The 14,604-nt window shown below is 48.8% G+C and carries 15 protein-coding genes; 12 read left to right on the forward strand and 3 right to left on the reverse strand.

Going from position 1 to position 14,604, the window contains the following annotated elements:
- Nucleotides 1-6: 6 nt before the first annotated feature.
- Nucleotides 7-1,164 (reverse strand): IscS subfamily cysteine desulfurase, encoded by a 1,158-nt coding sequence (locus RBB45_RS00470; RefSeq protein ID WP_224951577.1) that lies wholly within the window; start codon nucleotides 1,162-1,164, stop codon nucleotides 7-9.
- Nucleotides 1,165-1,268: 104 nt separating this feature from the next.
- Here RBB45_RS00470 and nadB point away from each other — a divergent pair, with 104 nt between their 5' ends.
- The 7 genes from nadB to RBB45_RS00505 all read left to right on the forward strand — a co-directional run bounded on the left by nadB (nucleotide 1,269) and on the right by RBB45_RS00505 (nucleotide 9,021).
- Entirely contained in the window at nucleotides 1,269-2,855 is a 1,587-nt protein-coding gene (gene nadB / locus RBB45_RS00475; RefSeq protein ID WP_224951576.1) for an L-aspartate oxidase, read from the forward strand.
- Nucleotides 2,824-3,675 (forward strand): carboxylating nicotinate-nucleotide diphosphorylase, encoded by an 852-nt coding sequence (gene nadC / locus RBB45_RS00480; RefSeq protein ID WP_009796114.1) that lies wholly within the window; start codon nucleotides 2,824-2,826, stop codon nucleotides 3,673-3,675. The genes nadB and nadC overlap by 32 nt, the downstream gene beginning before the upstream one ends.
- The gene (gene nadA / locus RBB45_RS00485) at nucleotides 3,672-4,778 is read left to right on the forward strand and encodes a quinolinate synthase NadA (RefSeq protein ID WP_224951574.1); all 1,107 of its coding nucleotides are present in this window, start codon (nucleotides 3,672-3,674) and stop codon (nucleotides 4,776-4,778) included. The genes nadC and nadA overlap by 4 nt, the downstream gene beginning before the upstream one ends.
- A gap of 240 nt (nucleotides 4,779-5,018) precedes the next feature.
- On the forward strand, nucleotides 5,019-6,551 hold the full coding sequence (gene safA, locus RBB45_RS26415) for a SafA/ExsA family spore coat assembly protein (protein WP_306009015.1): 1,533 nt from the start codon (nucleotides 5,019-5,021) through the stop codon (nucleotides 6,549-6,551).
- On the forward strand, nucleotides 6,535-7,524 hold the full coding sequence (locus RBB45_RS00495) for a phosphotransferase (protein WP_224951572.1): 990 nt from the start codon (nucleotides 6,535-6,537) through the stop codon (nucleotides 7,522-7,524). Before safA ends, RBB45_RS00495 begins: the two co-directional genes overlap by 17 nt.
- An 87-nt stretch (nucleotides 7,525-7,611) precedes the next feature.
- On the forward strand, nucleotides 7,612-8,229 hold the full coding sequence (locus RBB45_RS00500; protein WP_224951570.1) for a YhcN/YlaJ family sporulation lipoprotein: 618 nt from the start codon (nucleotides 7,612-7,614) through the stop codon (nucleotides 8,227-8,229).
- Nucleotides 8,230-8,496: 267 nt separating this feature from the next.
- A complete protein-coding gene (locus RBB45_RS00505) occupies nucleotides 8,497-9,021 on the forward strand; it encodes an intercompartmental signaling factor BofC (protein ID WP_009796121.1) in 525 nt (174 codons plus the stop codon).
- Between the two features lie 55 nt (nucleotides 9,022-9,076).
- On the opposite strand, the gene RBB45_RS00510 is transcribed toward RBB45_RS00505, so the two are convergent.
- Complete coding sequence (locus RBB45_RS00510) at nucleotides 9,077-9,595, reverse strand: hypothetical protein (protein ID WP_009796122.1); 519 nt, start codon at nucleotides 9,593-9,595, stop codon at nucleotides 9,077-9,079.
- A 133-nt stretch (nucleotides 9,596-9,728) separates the two neighbouring features.
- Between RBB45_RS00510 and ruvA the strand changes: the two genes are divergently transcribed.
- Genes ruvA through yajC form a run of 5 tightly spaced genes read left to right on the forward strand, consistent with a single transcriptional unit; the run spans nucleotide 9,729 to nucleotide 13,953 of the window.
- Complete coding sequence (ruvA, locus tag RBB45_RS00515) at nucleotides 9,729-10,340, forward strand: Holliday junction branch migration protein RuvA (RefSeq protein WP_009796123.1); 612 nt, start codon at nucleotides 9,729-9,731, stop codon at nucleotides 10,338-10,340.
- Nucleotides 10,341-10,391: 51 nt separating this feature from the next.
- Nucleotides 10,392-11,393 carry a Holliday junction branch migration DNA helicase RuvB gene (gene ruvB, locus RBB45_RS00520; RefSeq protein ID WP_009796124.1) on the forward strand — a complete coding sequence of 334 codons (1,002 nt, stop codon included), beginning with the start codon at nucleotides 10,392-10,394 and terminating at the stop codon, nucleotides 11,391-11,393.
- A 54-nt stretch (nucleotides 11,394-11,447) separates the two neighbouring features.
- Complete coding sequence (gene queA, locus RBB45_RS00525) at nucleotides 11,448-12,476, forward strand: tRNA preQ1(34) S-adenosylmethionine ribosyltransferase-isomerase QueA (protein WP_094766983.1); 1,029 nt, start codon at nucleotides 11,448-11,450, stop codon at nucleotides 12,474-12,476.
- A gap of 27 nt (nucleotides 12,477-12,503) precedes the next feature.
- Nucleotides 12,504-13,643 (forward strand): tRNA guanosine(34) transglycosylase Tgt, encoded by a 1,140-nt coding sequence (tgt, locus tag RBB45_RS00530; RefSeq protein WP_009796190.1) that lies wholly within the window; start codon nucleotides 12,504-12,506, stop codon nucleotides 13,641-13,643.
- A 25-nt stretch (nucleotides 13,644-13,668) separates the two neighbouring features.
- The gene (gene yajC, locus RBB45_RS00535) at nucleotides 13,669-13,953 is read left to right on the forward strand and encodes a preprotein translocase subunit YajC (RefSeq protein WP_022544225.1); all 285 of its coding nucleotides are present in this window, start codon (nucleotides 13,669-13,671) and stop codon (nucleotides 13,951-13,953) included.
- Between the two features lie 74 nt (nucleotides 13,954-14,027).
- On the opposite strand, the gene RBB45_RS00540 is transcribed toward yajC, so the two are convergent.
- Complete coding sequence (locus RBB45_RS00540) at nucleotides 14,028-14,417, reverse strand: TIGR04086 family membrane protein (RefSeq protein ID WP_009796192.1); 390 nt, start codon at nucleotides 14,415-14,417, stop codon at nucleotides 14,028-14,030.
- Between the last annotated feature and the right edge of the window lie 187 nt (nucleotides 14,418-14,604).

Here is a 14,604-nt window from a genome sequence, read left to right on the forward strand (position 1 = left end):
AAGCGATCATTCAGCGGCAGGCTTGTGCCGGCTGTAATCCCTGATGATGCCGGCAATTGTGCTGCCAAGTTCTCTGATTTCCTCAAAGGAAGAATCCCGCCCAAAGGAAATACGGATAAATTCCTTTGCTGCAGCATCTTCTATCCCCATCGCCTGCATGGTCTTGGAAGGATTCTGCATGCCTGTCTGGCAGGCGCTTCCTGTTGATATCGCAAATCCTCTCCGATTGCATTCAAGCATCACCCATTGTCCTTCAATCCCGCTGATCCCAAGCCCGACCGTAGAGGCAAGCTGCTCCCCGGAAAAGCCGGAACCATATACCGAAATAGGCAGGTCCGCCTCTTTCAGCACGCCAAGAAATTCTTTCCTCTGCCTGTCAGCAAGCGCCGAAAAGTCAGCCATGGTTCTGTATGCCTTGCCTGCGGCTTCTGTCATAGCCGCTATCCCTGGGACATTTACAGTGCCGGGCCTGAAACCATTCTCATGCGAACTGCCTGGATAATAAGGCTTCCAGGAAAGATCGGGTCTGATGTATACAGCTCCAGCCCCTTTCGGTCCGTAAAATTTGTGGGCAGAAATTGAAAGGCTGTCGACATGTCCAAGAATGCCGGCCAGCTCCATTTTTCCAAAAGAATGGACCATATCGCTGTGCAGCAGAATTCCATTATTTCGGCAAAGTGCGCTTATTTCCATCATTGGCTGGATGGTCCCGATCTCGGAATTGCTGTGCTGAATGACAGCCAGCACTGTATCTTCCCTTATAGCAGCTTCAAAGTCGGAAATTCTGATTCTTCCTTTTTCATCAAAAGGCAGGAGTGTTATATCACAGCCTTCTTCCTCAAGCCGCCTGAGTGTACTGTGGACAGAAGAATGCTCTGCCTTGCCTGCTATGATGTGCTTTCCTTTCTTTTCCGCAGCAGAAAGCAGTGCATGGATGGCAAGGAAATTTCCCTCGCTTCCCCCGCTTGTAAAAAAAATCCCTTCCTTCTCGGCACCGAGCATGAGGGACAGCTGGGAACGGCAGCTTTCGAGAAGGGAAGCTGCACGGCTGCCGGTGTCATGCAGGCTGCCTGTATTGCCGAAATATTCCCCGGCCGCTTTTACATATACATTTGCCGCATCCTGATCTAATGGAGACGTCGCAGCATAATCAAAATATTTCATCGTAAACCAGCTTCCAATCTATGAATATTAAAAATCACTTGTCATAAGTTTAATTCTATGTAAATATAGGTGTCAAGACACCTGTAAAACAGGAGGAAGAAAATATGGCAAATCGCACCGATGTGATTATCATTGGAAGCGGTGTGGCGGCTTTGCAAATGGCAAAGGAGCTCAGCCGTGATATGAATGTGATTATTTTCACAAAATCTAAAGCGACAGATAGCAATTCTTATATGGCCCAGGGCGGTATAGCGGCAGCTCTGGGCAGCAAGGACAGCCCTTCTCTTCACTTAAAAGATACATTGGAAGCGGGCCGCTGGCATAATGATGAGGACGCAGCAAGGCGTATGACAGAAGCCGCCCCCGGATTGATCAATGAATTGCTTGCATCCGGCTGTTCATTCGACAGAAGTACAGCCGGGGAGCTTCTCCTGGGAATGGAAGGGGCACACCGGGAAAAACGGATTGTCCATGGAGGCGGCGATGCAACAGGAAAAAAGCTGATAGGGTTTTTACTGGGACAAACAAATGAAAAAGCTTTGATCATTGAAGACTTTTTTGTCTATGATCTTCTGACAAATGATTCCGGCTGTTATGGGGTGAGGGGCATAGGGCAGGATGGGAAACAGGCTGAATTTTATGCAGATCACATTGTGCTGGCAACAGGGGGCTGCGGCCAGCTGTATAGTTATACCTCCAACGCCGCAACTGTCACGGGGGACGGAATCGCCTTGGCATACAGGGCTGGGGCAGAGGTTGCAGATATGGAGTTTATTCAATTTCATCCAACATTATTGTCAATCGGCGGAAAAGGCGCAGGCCTGATCTCTGAAGCTGTGAGGGGGGAAGGCGCAAGGCTTGTCACAGCTGATGGCCGCGCGATCATGGAGAACGTCCACCCTATGAAGGATCTGGCTCCGCGCCATATCGTGTCGCAAACCATTTTCGAGTATTTAAATAGCGGAATTGACATTTTTCTTGATATTACCTCTATCGGGAATTTCGCTTCCCGGTTCCCGACAATAACGGAGATGTGCAGGCAAAACGGGATATCCCTTGAACGGGGGCTTTTGCCGGTCATTCCCGGCAGCCACTTCCTGATGGGCGGAATCAGGACCGATCTGGACGGCAGGACGTCAGTCAGCGGCCTTTATGCCATAGGAGAGGCTGCCTGTACAGGTGTCCATGGGGCGAACCGGCTGGCGAGCAATTCTTTGCTCGAAGGACTTTATTTTGGAAGGCAGCTTGCCCGGTATATCTTATCATGTCGGGTGCAGCCCAATGAGGCGGGATCCAGGAGCGTAGAGACAGACGATTCCCGCCCTTTGCCATACCTGCCCAATATCGGGGAAATAAAAGAGCGCATGATGATGAATGCCGGGATTGTCCGGACCGCCTCCGGCCTTCTTGCACAAAGGGAATGGCTGCAGGGATTTGGAGCGGAAAAGTGGGTCAGTGCTTCGCTTGAAGGGTATCGCCGGGAGGATATGAAGGTTATCTTCATGCTGATTGCCTCATGGCTCATCACAGAAGCGGCCTTAAAAAGGACCGAAAGCCGAGGAGGGCATTTCCGAAGCGACTTTCCATTTGAGGATGACCAGAAATGGCTGAGAGTACAAATAATCCAGCAGAAAGATCAAAAAGAAGAGGATGGGGAAAATGAACAGATTAAAGCTGCGGCTGCTACTTGAACAATTTTTTCTTGAAGACATCGGGGACCGGGACGTGAGCAGTGAATTAATATTTGGGGAAGAAGAGCAGGGGGAGATTGTGTTTTTGGCCAAGGAAGATGGCGTTTTCTGCGGAGCTGATATCCTTTTGACAGGCTTCCCTTTACTGGACAGCAGCATTGATATTGATTTAATCGCCAGGGACGGCGGGCAGATAAGAGCCGGCCAGACTCTTGCAAGGGTGAGAGGTCCGGTTCACAGCCTACTGAAAGGGGAGCGTGTTATCCTGAATCTGCTGCAGCGGATGAGCGGGATTGCAACAAGGACAAATGAAGCCGTACAGTTAATGGCCGGAAGCCGCACGAGGATCACGGATACAAGAAAAACGACCCCGGGTTTGAGGATGCTGGAGAAATATGCAGTCCGTACAGGCGGAGGCTTTAACCACCGGTATGGATTGTATGATGCTGTCATGATCAAGGATAACCATATTTCCTTCGCAGGGAGTATTTCTAATGCTGTCGAAGCGGTGAGGTCGAGACTTGGCCACATGGTGAAAATAGAGGTTGAAACAGAAACGAAGGAACAGGTGCTTGAGGCGGTTAAAGTGAAGGCGGATGTCATCATGTTTGACAACCGGTCACCAAAAGAAATCCGGGAATGGCTGCCGCTCGTCCCGGAAGGAATCACAACAGAGGCATCAGGTGGGATTACGATGGAGACACTTGCCGCTTATGGGGAAACAGATGTTGATTATATCTCGCTCGGTTTTCTCACACATTCTGTCAAATCGCTGGATATCAGTGTGAAAGTCAAAATGCTTCAGGAGGTAAAAGGATGAATATTTTTGAGATAGCAGAGCAAGGGGCAAAGATGCTGCCGGAAAAATATAAAACAATGCCAGCAGAAGAGCTTGAGGAAAGGGTCCGGGCTGTAAAAAGCAGGCTTGGAAAGAAGCTCTTCATCCCCGGACATCATTATCAGAAAGATGAAGTCATCCAATTTGCCGATGCTACCGGAGATTCGCTGAAGCTTGCCCAGCTCTCTGCTGAGAATAAAGACGCAGAGCATATTGTCTTCTGCGGGGTCCATTTTATGGCCGAGACAGCGGATATCCTGACTACAGAAAATCAGAAGGTCTACCTGCCTGATATGAGGGCTGGCTGTTCCATGGCTGATATGGCCGATATCCGCCAGACTGAGAAAGCGTGGAGCCGGCTGTCTGCCATGTTCGGCGATACGATGCTGCCTCTGACTTATGTAAATTCAACAGCCGCGATCAAAGCATTTGTAGGTGCACATGGAGGGGCCACCGTTACCTCGTCGAATGCAGAAGAAATGGTGGAGTGGGCGTTTACACAAAAAGAAAGGCTGCTTTTTCTGCCAGATCAGCATCTTGGGAGGAATACAGCCTTCAATCTAGCTATCCCGCTTGACAGAATGGCCGTCTGGAATCCCATCTCTGAAATTCTTGAATACGAAGGCAATCTGGAGGAAGTGAAGGTTATCCTTTGGAAAGGTCACTGCTCTGTCCACGAAAACTTTACAGTGGCAAACATCGAGCAGGTCAGGGCAGACTTTCCTGGCATGAAAATCATCGTGCATCCTGAATGCCGGAGAGAGGTAGTCGAACGTTCTGACTTGGCCGGATCAACCAATTTCATCATCCAGGCAATCGAAAAATCAGCTCCGGGGACCCATTGGGCAATCGGGACTGAAATGAATCTTGTGAACAGGATCATTCAATCCCATCCGGACAAAAAGATCATCTCACTCAACCCGAATATGTGCCCCTGCCTGACCATGAACAGAATCGACCTTCCGCATTTGGCCTGGTCGCTTGAGATGGCGGCGGAAGGACTTGCTGTGAACAGGATCACAGTATCGGAGCCTGTTGCTTCCAATGCAAGGCTTGCCCTTGAAAGGATGCTTGCACGGTCCTGACAAATAAATATCGGAGGTTTTCAGCAGTCCCTCTTCTTCCTTGTTATATGGCAAGCCTGCCATTCATATCATTGAAGACGAAGGGACTGTTTTATTTAGTTTTTCAATTGATGCATGGCACCGCTGCAAGGCTTGAGGCGCAAAGTTTATCCGGAACCGCATAAGTTTTTTTGATAATGATTAGCAATTTGCCCATTCCGTCATACAATGTATGGACTTATGCATAGGAGGGATATCAGAGTGAAGATCCATATCGTACAGAAAGGGGATACTCTTTGGAAGATCGCCAAGAAGTACGGCGTGAACTTTGAAGAGCTGAAGAAGATGAATTCGCAGCTCAGCAACCCTGATATGATTATGCCCGGGATGAAGATAAAAGTTCCTACAGCAGGGGGAAGTATAAAGAAAGAAGCCCCGATGGGAATGTCTCCTGAAGCAAAAATCAATATGGGCGCGAAGAAGGAAATGCCAACAACAGAGCATCCTTTTGCAAAAGAAAAGCCAATGCAGGCTGTGGAAGCGCCGCAGCCAAAGAAAGAAGCACCAAAGCCGCAGGTGACGGCTCCAAAGATGGAACAGCCAAAAGCACCTTTTGTTCCAAAAATGCCGCAGCCGATCATTCCGGATATTGATATCAACAATTACTATATGATGAACATGCCTGCCCCTAAACCGCAGCCAAAACCGCAGCCAAAGCCAAAGGCCATGCCGAAACAGGAATACAAGCCGAAGCCTCTGGAAGAGCCGGCAGCCCAGATGCCGATCACCATGCCAAAGCAGCAGCCGCAGCTGCCGCCGAAGCCAATGAATATTCTTCCCGGCATTAAACCGGCTGGTGAAGAAAGCCCTGAGATGGAAAGTCCAGAAACAGCGCAGATGCCGCTGCAAGGAGGTTATAAACAGCCTATGTACCCTTATCAGCCAAACTATTATCAAGGATCTCCGGTGAACCCGGGGCATGGTTATCAGCAGCCTGGCCATTATCCTCAGGTTCAGGGGGCTTCCATGCCATACCAGCAGCAGATGCCATACCAGCAGCAGATGCCATACGGCATGATGCCTGGAATGGAAGGTGCCGGCCAGATGCAGCACCATTATGAAGAATCTTCATCTTTTATGCCTATGGCAAACACGAATCCGATGTATGCCCAGCCTACAGGTGTAATGGGAATGTCAGATCAGCAGCAGCAGCTGCCATTATCTCCTATGTCCCAGCAGCAGCTTCCGCTCCAGCCGACGCAGACCATGCCTGCCATGCAGCAGCAATATCCATTTCCTCCATACCCAGCCTGCCTTCACCCGGTTTCACCAGTAATGCCTGGCCCTGGCTATGGTGCCTGTGAACCGGGTATGCCATACGGATATCCTCAGCAGCCTATGGTACAGGGAGCGATGGAGGGATATGAGTCTCCTTCTATGGCCCAGATGCCATTAATGCCTTCGCAAAGCCAAATGCCGCTCATGCCTTCCGAAGCCCAGATGCCGCTCATGCCTCAGCAGGGCGTCCAGGGAATGTCTGATGACTGCGGATGCGGCTCAGGCATGCCGCAGATGATGCCGGGCATGCACCATGGTATGCAGCCAGGAATGCACCATATGGGGATGGGCATGCCGCAAATGGGCTATGGAGCCCCGTACCAGCCTCAGTATGGACAGCAGATGGGCTTCGGCCAATCGCCATACATGGGCCAGCCGCAGGGATATGGCCCGATGGGCGGCCAGGCATTCGGAATGCCGCGCTTTGACGATGAAAGCTATGAATTTAATGGTTAAAAGCTGGGGAGACGATTCTTATTGCAATCGTCTCCTCTCCTATTTACGCCAAATCCTCCCTTTTCCCGTTAAAGAACTCTCACCGGTCAGAAACAATGTCATGCTGATTGATACCGGGCAGGACATGTATGTGGTGAAAGGGTATTCCTCTTATCAGCGCCTTAAAATTCAGGAGGCTTTCACCTCTTCCCTCAAAAAAGAAGGTTTTGATTCTGCCTGCAGCTTTGAAACAGTGTCATCCGTCCAGCCGCTTTATGATGGGATGTATTACTATGGAGTCATGAAATACATTGTCCCGGGTGACTCTTTTTCTTATCATGATGAAGCTGACCGCAGTGCCGGACTTGAACTGTTATGCCGGTACCACCAAACAGCTGCGAAGGTGGCCGGTCGCTATGATCGTGTCCTGCCGCGTTTCAGCCAGATTGAAAAATGGCGTGAAAGGGCAGCGCTGTTTCTGAACAATCAGCCAGTGGTTAAATTTTTCGTCCAGAAAGAAATGATTGAAGAGCTGATGGGCTGGGCGGATTGGTCCCTGAAGGGCATGGAGCGGGAAAAAGCATTTTTTGAAGCTGAAAATGAAACAGTCCTTCACGGTGATGTGGCCCACCATAATTTTCTTAGGGATGAAAACGGTAAAGTCCATTTGATCGACTTTGATTTAATCAGCATCGGAGCAGTATGCATGGACTATCTTCAATATGCCAACCGGATCCTGCCGTTTATTGGCTGGTCTGCCGAAGCGCTGAGAGAGTATGATGTTTTGTCTCCGTATCTCAGCAAAAAGGGGTTTATTTTTGCTCTGGCGTTTCCCTCCGACATTTTCCGGGAATGGAACAGATTAGTCAGAGAAAGGACATACAACGATCCTTATAAAACAAGGCAGCTGCTCGATATGACTGCAGGGCAGTTTACCGAAAGGAAGGCTTTCATCAAAGAGCTGATGGACCTTGCGAAAGACCTGCCTGATTAGCTGGACAAAACTTTCAGGATGAAATCAAACCTTCGCCGGAAAGCTATTAATGAGCACAGCTCAAAATTGGCGAAGGGGGTCACCCGCTTGAACCAGAAATTTCTGGCAGTACCATTTGCAGCATTATTAAGCCTTGGCCTTGCAGGCTGCGCTATGGGAGGAAACGGCGGAGATACAGCTTCTGAATCGGGTCATCGCACAGAGTCGCTTGGGGCAGGCATGGACCGGGATAAGAATCCGTCCAGTCCGCTTGCAGCCTATGATAAGAATTTCTACCAGCATGATAATCGCTTCAGCCACAGTGATGCCAATTACCACGGGCATCTTGATGATAATACAAGGGAAGCAAAAAGATCCTATTATACGGCTTACGAAGGGCAGCTTGCGGAAAAGATAGGCGATGAAACAGCAGCCGTCAGCAATGTGGAAGACGTCCGTTCTGTCGTTTACGGAAGCGATGTCCTGATTGCAGTCGATCTGGCCGACTACAGCAGGGAAGAGGAGACAAAGCAGGAGATACAGCAGGCTGTGTCCCCTTATCTGCGGGGCAGATCCTGTACAGTGGTGGCGGACGAAGGCACCTTCAGCCGCATCCGCAATATAGACAATGACCTGCGGGATGGCGGGCCAAGAGAGCAGATTGACCTGGACATCAAGGATATGTTCCATTCGCTCAGGCACAGGCTCAATGGCAATGGCCGCTGATTTTTGAAAAAGCAGAGCTGCGGCTTTGCTTTTTCTTTACATAAAAAAATAAAGGGAGGACAAGGAGTTGAAAAAAGAAAATAAACAGGAAAAAATTCTGGTCGTCATATTATTTACCGTCGCTTTCCTTTTAATGTTATCCATGCTGAGGAGGCTGTTTTTCTAAAATTGAAGCTCCTATTATCCCTAAAAAAAATTGGCATATTTAATGTGAAGCTGGAAACAATAAAAATAAAGTTTTGGAAACCAAACCAGGGGTGATCTGTTATGAGAACCAATCCAATCCGGCTGCTTGCCTCATTTCTCCTGATAGCTGTATGGTTTGCTGTAATTGCAGGTACAGAAACAGGAATCCTGGTGCGTGCATCTGAAAGCGGCCCGCTCGAGCTCTCAGTCATACTGGAGAGAGTGTATCTCGACGGGGAAATGAGCGAAGAAGAAATTCAGGAAACCGTGTGGTCCCTGGAGGATTTCTGGTCCAAGTATGACGAATGGCAGCTGGTTGAAATGGATGAAGGCCAAATGGTTTTCCGCCAGCAGGTGGACGACATTTCACCTTTATTAAAATCGAACGGGTATTTTGGATTGACGGATGAAGGCATTTTGACCATCTATAACGGCAGGCCGGACAAAAGCCGAATCATCCAGTCATTTTTTCAGATTGATATAGGGAAGCTTGAAAGCAAGAAAAGGGAACAGCTTGAAAAGGGCATCCCAATCATGACGAAGAACAGGTATGTGGAGGTGCTGGAGGCCTTCCAGTCTTATTCAAAAAGCGGAAGCGGCCAGTAGCATAAGCAGAGTGAAGATAGAAAAGCCCTGGTCCAATTGGCCAGGGCCGGCTTCATTACTTTTCATAGCCTGTTATTACATAATTTTCGTCTTGCATTTCCACTGTATAAGCTGCATTTTCGGCAGTTGTCACAGTGGCTTTGTCTGCATCGCCCTCAATCTTAACGTCTTCCTGTGTTGTGTCAAGGAAAGAAGGATTGAAGAACGGCTCAGTATTGACTATCATCTTGCCATCTTCAGATTTCTGGTCTGTAGCATAGTGCGCATACATTTCTTTTGCCAGATCTTCACTGTAGTATTTTGAAAGGAATGCGGATGCAGAGCTTTCATCTGCAAAGCTTGAGTTGATGACGATCGTTTCTTCGTCAGCAGCGGTTTCTTTGTTGAATACTTCGTTTACCTTCAGCTCCGCAATGCGGACGCTATTATAGATCTTTGATTTAGCAGCATCATTCAGTTCAGCTGTCTTTTCTTCAGCAGCTTTTTCTTCTTTGCCCTCATCTTCATTTGAAGAGCAGCCTGCAACGGCAAATAATAGTGTGAAAATTGCTAAAAGAGATAATAGTTTCTTCAATTCGGTGACCCCCAGTCATTTTTTAAAACCTCTCCCATTATATAGAAATAACCCTGAAAATTGCAACTTTTTTCTTCGGCAAATCTTTGTAGTATGATAGAATGAGGTACAGAAAATTTGGGGAGCGAGACATTTGTTTGAATATATAAAAGGCACGGTCGAATTTATCGGCCCTGAATATATAGTGGTCGAAAATAATGGATTAGGCTATCAGATTAGCACACCCAACCCATTCAGCTATTCAAATAAGCAGGGAGGGGAAATCCAGATTTTCACCTATCATTATGTAAGGGAAGATATTTTCGCTTTATACGGCTTCCATTCCCGTGAGGAAAAAATGCTGTTTACAAAGCTGCTGAACGTTTCCGGCATCGGGCCAAAAGGAGCCCTTGCGATCCTTGCATCCGGAGAGCCTGCTCAGGTCGTCCAGGCGATTGAGGACGAAGATGAAGCGTTCCTGGTCAAATTCCCGGGAGTGGGCAAAAAAACGGCGCGCCAGATGATACTTGATTTGAAAGGCAAGCTTCAGGAGGCGATTCCGGACTTCTTTCCCAATCTGTTCAATCCTGATGCAGCCAGGCCTGCTGCTACAGGAAGCGCTGCTCTTCTTGAGGAGGCCATCCTGGCACTCAGGGCTCTTGGCTATTCGGAAAAAGAGGTCAAGCGCATCAAACCGGCATTGGAAAAAGAGAAGCTTACAACAGATGAATATATTAAAAAAGGCTTGCAGCTGCTGCTTAAGTAGGACGGAAGTCTCCTTTTGCAGCGCCCGGCAGCCAAGGGGTGAATACAGCTTATGGAAGATCGGATCATTTCAGGTGAAGCGGACCTTCAGGATGTCTCCTTTGAGCAGAGCTTGAGGCCGCAGACTCTGAGGCAATATATCGGACAGGATAAAGTGAAGGAAAACCTGGAGGTCTTCATCCAGGCTGCCCGGATCCGCGGAGAGACTTTGGACCATGTCCTGCTATACGGCCCCCCGGGTCTTGGAAAAACGACGCTGGCCAGCATCATAGCCAATGAGATGGGGGTTAATCTCAGGACAACCGCCGGTCCCGCCATTGAAAGGCCGGGGGACCTTGCTGCCATACTGACTGCGCTTGAGCCGGGTGATGTTCTTTTCATCGATGAAATCCACCGGCTGCCGCGTTCGATAGAAGAGGTGCTGTATCCGGCGATGGAGGATTTCTGCCTTGATATCGTCATCGGGAAAGGCCCGAGTGCGCGGTCTGTGAGGCTCGATCTCCCTCCATTCACTCTCGTGGGGGCAACGACAAGGGCGGGTTCAGTATCAGCACCGCTCAGAGACAGATTTGGTGTTCTCTGCCGCCTTGAGTATTATAATGAGAGTCAGCTCAAAAATATTGTTTCAAGGACGGCCGATGTCCTTGAAACAGGCATTGACGATCTGGCGGCTTCTGAAATTGCCAGGAGATCCCGGGGAACCCCGCGGATCGCCAACCGCCTCCTGAGGCGGGTAAGGGACTTTGCCCAGGTCAAGGGCGACGGCAGTATTGATGCAGCCCTTGCCCATGATTCTCTCGAACTTCTGCAGGTCGACCGTTTAGGGCTGGATCATATTGACCATAAATTATTAAGAGGAATTATAGAGAAATTCCGCGGCGGTCCTGTCGGGCTTGAGACGATAGCCGCTACAATCGGGGAAGAATCCCATACAATCGAAGATGTATATGAACCGTACCTGCTTCAGATCGGCTTTTTACAAAGGACCCCAAGGGGAAGGATTGTGACGCACCTTGTCTACCATCACCTTAACCTTGAGCTGCCAGAGGCTTGAAGCTGTTACTGGAAAAATAAAATTGAGTTAAAAAAACAGATAGGGTGAAACACCATGAAAGTAGAAATGTTTGATTTTCATTTGCCAGAGGAGCTGATTGCCCAGACTCCTCTAGAAGATAGAACGAGCAGCCGGCTGATGGTGCTCGACAAGGAAGATGGAGCATTGCAGCATGAAACATTTAAAAATCTGCCCGAATATTTGAATCCGGGCGACTGCCTTGTGCTCAATGATACAAGAGTTCTGCCTGCCAGGCTGTTCGGCGCCAAGGAAGGGACCGGCGCCAAAATTGAGGTTCTGCTGCTGAAACAGCAGGAAGGCGATGTATGGGAAACGCTCATTAAACCGGCAAAAAGAGTCAAGGAAGGAACAAGGATCGAATTCGGGGACGGCCTACTGTCAGCAGTCTGCACTGGTACAGAAGAGCAGGGCGGAAGGCTGCTGAAATTCAACTATGAAGGCATTTTTTATGAAGTGCTGGAACAGCTTGGAGAGATGCCCCTGCCGCCTTATATCAAAGAGCAGCTTGATGACCGCGAACGGTACCAGACTGTGTATGCCAAAGAAAGGGGATCGGCTGCTGCCCCGACCGCCGGGCTTCATTTTACTGAAGAACTGCTGGATGAAATCAGGGAAAAGGGTGTGCATATCGCTTTTATTACCCTGCATGTAGGGCTTGGAACCTTTAGGCCAGTCAGTGTCGAGGATATCCATGAGCATAGTATGCATGCCGAGTACTATCAGGTCACGGAAGGAACTGCAAGGCTTTTGAATGAGGTCAGGGAAAATGGAGGCAGGATCATTACTGTCGGCACTACCTCAACACGTACACTTGAGACGATTGCAGACGCCAATGAAGGCAGGTTCGAGGCTGGAAGTGGATGGACAAGCATTTTCATCTACCCTGGCTATGAGTTCAAGGCAATTGACGGGATGATTACCAATTTCCATCTGCCTAAATCGACGCTGATCATGCTGATCAGTGCACTGGCAGGACGGGAAAATGTGCTTAACGCCTATAATGAAGCAGTGAAGGAAAGCTACCGCTTTTTCAGCTTTGGAGATGCCATGCTGATCATCTAGCATGGAAACGGAAGGAGAACGAATAACTTGACAGCAATACGGTATGAATTGATTAAAACATGCAAACAGACAGGGGCGCGGCTCGGCCGGGTTCACACCCCGCATGGTTCATTTGAAACGCCTGTCTTTATGCCAGTGGGAACACTGGCCACAGTTAAGACAATGTCGCCGGAGGAAGTGGCAGGCATGGGTGCCGGGATCATCCTCAGCAACACTTATCACCTTTGGCTTCGCCCGGGGCATGATATTATCAAGGAAGCAGGCGGCCTCCATAAATTCATGAATTGGAATGGCAGCATCCTTACAGACAGCGGGGGCTTCCAGGTATTCAGCCTCAGCCAATTCAGGAAGATTGAAGAAGAAGGAGTCCACTTCAGGAACCATCTGAACGGAGATAAGCTGTTCCTTTCACCGGAAAAAGCGATGGAAATCCAGAACGCACTTGGCTCTGACATTATGATGGCTTTTGATGAATGCCCTCCTTATCCGGCTACATATGAGTATATGAAGAAATCAGTTGAGCGGACATCGCGCTGGGCTGAGCGCTGCCTGAATGCCCATGAACGCCCGAATGACCAGGGCCTCTTTGGGATTGTCCAGGGCGGAGAATACGAAGAATTAAGGAAGCAGAGTGCCCGTGACCTTGTATCTCTGGACTTCCCGGGCTATGCAGTGGGCGGACTCTCTGTCGGCGAGCCGAAGGATGTCATGAACAGGGCGCTGGAATTCACGACGCCGCTTCTTCCTGCTGATAAGCCGCGCTATCTGATGGGGGTTGGATCTCCGGATTCCCTGATTGATGGCAGCATCAGGGGCATCGACATGTTCGACTGTGTCCTTCCGACTCGGATTGCCCGCAACGGAACACTGATGACCAGCAACGGGCGCCTTGTCGTTAAAAATGCCAAATTTGCCCGCGACTTTGGCCCGATTGATGAAAATTGCGACTGCTATACATGCCGTAATTACAGCAGAGCCTATATACGCCACCTGATTAAATCTGACGAAACATTCGGCATACGACTTACAACTTACCATAACCTTTATTTTCTGGTAAACTTAATGGAACAGGTTAGACAAGCAATCCGCGAAGATCGCCTGGGTGATTTTAGAGAAGAATTTTTCGAACGTTACGGTTTCAATAAACCGGATGCGAAAAATTTCTGATACACGAAAGGGGTGAAAAAAAGGAATGGATATTTTAGGTACATTAGGACCATTATTACTGATGTTCATCTTATTTTATTTCCTTCTTATCCGTCCGCAGCAAAAGCGCCAGAAATCTGTGCAGCAGATGCAGTCGGATCTGAAAAAGGGAGATAAAATTGTGACGATCGGCGGCCTCCATGGCATTGTCGATGCCATCGATGAAGATAAGATCGTCATCAAATGCGGTGACGGCAGCAGACTTACATATGATCGCGCAGCGATCAGGGAAGTGCGGGCAGCAGCCGAAACAACATTGGCAAAATCATAATAAAAAAAGAAGCAGACCTTGTTCTGCTTCTTTTTTTATGGCTTTAGAAAACCGTTGCGTTTCAGTTTAGGCATCTATGCTGCCCTTGACTTTGAAGACATGTTGACTCCCAGGATCCCGCCCATCATACAGACCAGCAGGAAACACGTATGATAAATGGTCTGCTCCGCGGAAAACAGGCTGTCATGCCCGAGATATTGGAACAGGAAAATGACCAGTGTATATATGGCGCCAGTCAGCCCCCCCAGCAGCCATCCTTTCTGCTTTCCTTTTCCCCCGGAAATGAAGCCGCCGGCAAACAGTGAAATGAAAGCCAGGATTTCAGCGGGAAGCTTTATGGATGACTCATCCATTGAAGTGAACTTCAAGAGCAGCGAGAACACCAGGCTGCTGGCAATCGCAATGATAAAGATGCTCCCTATCCCGTATAGCACCGCACTCCCCATATGTTTGGATTCTTCCATTGATTTCCTCTCCCTTCAAACGATAAATCCTAGTACAAGCATATTCGCAGCAGCTGCTTTTTAGAATTAAATATTTAGCATAATAGCGGGCTTTTTCCTCCTGAATGGAGGGGCTAAGCATCAGTGCCAAATGGAAAAAGCTTTCTTAATGACAGTCCTGGACGTGAAGCATACTAATGTTGGAATG

It is taken from the genome of Bacillus sp. MMSF_3328 (assembly GCF_030733525.1).
Lineage (GTDB): Bacteria > Bacillota > Bacilli > Bacillales > Cytobacillaceae > Bacillus_AB > Bacillus_AB infantis.

What these genes read in the sequence shown, in the direction of transcription:
- RBB45_RS00470 (WP_224951577.1), bottom strand. Translation starts at nt 1,164, where the DNA reads ATGAAATATTTTGATTATGCTGCGACGTCTCCATTAGATCAGGATGCG.
- yajC (WP_022544225.1), top strand. Translation starts at nt 13,669, where the DNA reads ATGGATATTTTAGGTACATTAGGACCATTATTACTGATGTTCATCTTA.
- queA (WP_094766983.1), top strand. Translation starts at nt 11,448, where the DNA reads ATGAAAGTAGAAATGTTTGATTTTCATTTGCCAGAGGAGCTGATTGCC.
- RBB45_RS00505 (WP_009796121.1), top strand. Translation starts at nt 8,497, where the DNA reads ATGAGAACCAATCCAATCCGGCTGCTTGCCTCATTTCTCCTGATAGCT.
- nadA (WP_224951574.1), top strand. Translation starts at nt 3,672, where the DNA reads ATGAATATTTTTGAGATAGCAGAGCAAGGGGCAAAGATGCTGCCGGAA.
- RBB45_RS00495 (WP_224951572.1), top strand. Translation starts at nt 6,535, where the DNA reads ATGAATTTAATGGTTAAAAGCTGGGGAGACGATTCTTATTGCAATCGT.
- RBB45_RS00540 (WP_009796192.1), bottom strand. Translation starts at nt 14,417, where the DNA reads ATGGAAGAATCCAAACATATGGGGAGTGCGGTGCTATACGGGATAGGG.
- ruvB (WP_009796124.1), top strand. Translation starts at nt 10,392, where the DNA reads ATGGAAGATCGGATCATTTCAGGTGAAGCGGACCTTCAGGATGTCTCC.
- nadC (WP_009796114.1), top strand. Translation starts at nt 2,824, where the DNA reads ATGAACAGATTAAAGCTGCGGCTGCTACTTGAACAATTTTTTCTTGAA.
- nadB (WP_224951576.1), top strand. Translation starts at nt 1,269, where the DNA reads ATGGCAAATCGCACCGATGTGATTATCATTGGAAGCGGTGTGGCGGCT.